Raw genomic sequence first — 2,401 nt, forward strand, 5'->3', positions numbered from 1 at the left:
ATCGAATTTAAACCTCTCAGCAAGGACAACCTTCTCCAAATCGTCGAACTCATGCTTGCAGATGTCAACAAACGCCTCTCTAGCAACAATATCCACCTCTATGTGACAGACAAGGTCAAAGAAAAGTTGGTTGACTTGGGATATGATCCAAAAATGGGGGCGCGTCCACTCCGCCGTACTATTCAAGACCATATCGAGGATGCCATCACTGACTACTACCTTGAAAATCCAAGTGAAAAAGACCTCAAGGCAGTTATGACAAACAATGGCAAAATTCAAATCAAATCTGCTAAAAAAACTGAAAAAACAGAAGAGATTACTTCTGAAATAGAAGAATAAATCTCATAAAAAGAACAGGAAACAAGATTTCCTGTTCTTTTTTTAATTCTCTTCTTGAACTTGATAGCGAAGAATTGTTTTCAATTTGCTTGGCTCCGTTCGATGAAGATTAGTGAGATAAATTTCTCGGTGTACTTCCGAAGTTCTTTTGAGTTTATGAAGTTGACAAAAATGCTCCATCTCTGCAAAAGTCTCATTTTCAGTATCAAAAGGTCCTACATGAAGCATAGCAAGGCTTTGGCCTTCTTCTATCATTTCAAAACGAATAGCCTCATAGAGAATATTTGGCTTCTTGATTTTGACCTCTTCCAAAGCTTTTTCAAATAGTTCTCTCGTAATAAAATCGGGTTGCCCAATCATAATGCTATAAGAAAGCTCACTTTTTACCAGTTCTCCCTCCTTCTCCTTTTTCCATACACCTTCTAAAGGAAAGACAGTAAAATCAGTGTAAACCTCATCCAGAGGAGCTTTTTTATACTTCATCTTTATCGCATAGGCTAAGGCATATAAGGCCCCTACGCGTTCTGAAAAATCTTCTTGATTTGGATCACCTTTACCATCAATCACGATATAGGATTGACCTAGTACCTGCAGGATGCTGGGACTAGCTTTCACTTGATAAAGATCTTTTGCTTCCTTTCTCCATTCGTATTTCATTTGGTTCCTCTCCTTTCTATCTCTAGTATAGCACCAAAACCCTGACATCTTTTGTCAAGGTTTGTAAAGTTTTTGGATTTTTTCTACTCTAGAAAGCAATTCCTTCTTCAGATGATTGGGGGCGAGTATTTCCACCCCATCTAGATAAGACAGGAGGTAAGTATACAGACTTTCATGCTCTGGTAGGACTGTCTTGACATAATAACACCCATCTTTCCCCAAGCTAATCTCATCTTCTGAAAAATCTTCATAAACCCGGAAAGCAAGCTTGGGACTAAACTTCAAGGAAACTTCGATTTGATGTGCCACTTGATCTGAACCATCAACCCAATCCTCCACATTTTTCTGCTTCACAGTTTCAGTTGTTAGGTGATAATTCCTAATTCTAGACAATTTGAAAAAACGCCACTCTTCCTTCAAACAACAGTAGGCATGAAGGTACCAATCTCTCTTTTTAAATACGAGTCTAAAGGGCTCGACTGTACGAATCGTTTTCTGACTACACCCACCTAGATAAGTAATCACCAGTTGCCTTTTCTCTAGAATAGCATGTTTGATGTTATCAAATAATTCTTTTTGACCTTCTCGCTTTCTCCAGTCAGTCAAATCTACTTCTATCCAAGGGCTAGTAGAAACTTGAAAAATAGATTCCAACTTTTCAAGTAACAAATCTTGCCTGTCATTTGTCAGGGCTTGAATTCCTTGCAAAGCTGATAGAAGTTCTAATTTTTCATCCTCCGATACGAGAGTACGATCCAGAACAAAGTCCTTCATTAAAAAGATTCCGCCTGACTTCCCAGGTATCGAATATAGAGGAATCCCCGCCATACTCAACCGCTCAATATCGCGATAAATCGTTCGTACAGATACTTCAAATAATCGGGATAATTCAGGAGCCGTTGTACTGCCTTTTTCTAAAAGTAGATACAGGATACGAAATAGTCTTGATTCTGCCATAAAATCACCTCTCTTTCATTATACCAGTTATAGTGCTAGGTCTGGAAAGTTTAACTAGACAAATATTAATCCAAACAAAGTAGCTTTTTCTGCACAAGTTCGTTGGTTTATTCTTGACAGCTTGCCCCTCGTCCATTATGATAATAATAAAGATACTAGAGAATGAGGAAAATGCAATGGCAAACCCAACTTTTGGTGAAAAAAAAGAGAATGTGACCTACCAGCCCCGCTATGGTGTGTACGCAGTTATTCCTGATGCGGAGAAAAAACAAATCGTCTTAGTCCAAGCTCCCAATGGTGCTTGGTTCTTGCCAGGTGGAGAGATTGAAGCGGGAGAAGACCATCAAGAAGCACTGAAGAGAGAACTCATCGAAGAACTCGGTTTTACTGCTGAAATTGGAAGCTATTTCGGACAAGCTGATGAGTATTTCTACTCTCGCCACCGTGA

The 2,401-nt window shown here is 39.1% G+C and carries 3 protein-coding genes and 1 pseudogene; 2 read left to right on the forward strand and 2 right to left on the reverse strand.

Annotated elements, in window-relative coordinates; translation table 11 throughout:
• A pseudogene (locus tag GMD1S_RS07225) lies at positions 1 to 339 on the forward strand (ATP-dependent Clp protease ATP-binding subunit); the annotation flags it as partial.
• Positions 340 to 381: 42 nt separating this feature from the next.
• Here the strand turns inward: GMD1S_RS07225 and GMD1S_RS07230 are convergent.
• Both GMD1S_RS07230 and GMD1S_RS07235 read right to left on the reverse strand, forming a co-directional pair.
• Entirely contained in the window at positions 382 to 996 is a 615-nt protein-coding gene (locus GMD1S_RS07230; RefSeq protein WP_000873101.1) for a GyrI-like domain-containing protein, read from the reverse strand.
• A 54-nt stretch (positions 997 to 1,050) separates the two neighbouring features.
• Complete coding sequence (locus GMD1S_RS07235) at positions 1,051 to 1,953, reverse strand: helix-turn-helix transcriptional regulator (RefSeq protein WP_000841080.1); 903 nt, start codon at positions 1,951 to 1,953, stop codon at positions 1,051 to 1,053.
• Positions 1,954 to 2,129: 176 nt separating this feature from the next.
• Here GMD1S_RS07235 and GMD1S_RS07240 point away from each other — a divergent pair.
• Positions 2,130 to 2,401, forward strand: a 272-nt coding sequence (locus GMD1S_RS07240; protein ID WP_000013091.1) for an NUDIX domain-containing protein, incomplete at its 3' end; no start/stop codon positions are given.

Source organism: Streptococcus sp. GMD1S (assembly GCF_000296875.1).
Classification (GTDB): domain Bacteria; phylum Bacillota; class Bacilli; order Lactobacillales; family Streptococcaceae; genus Streptococcus.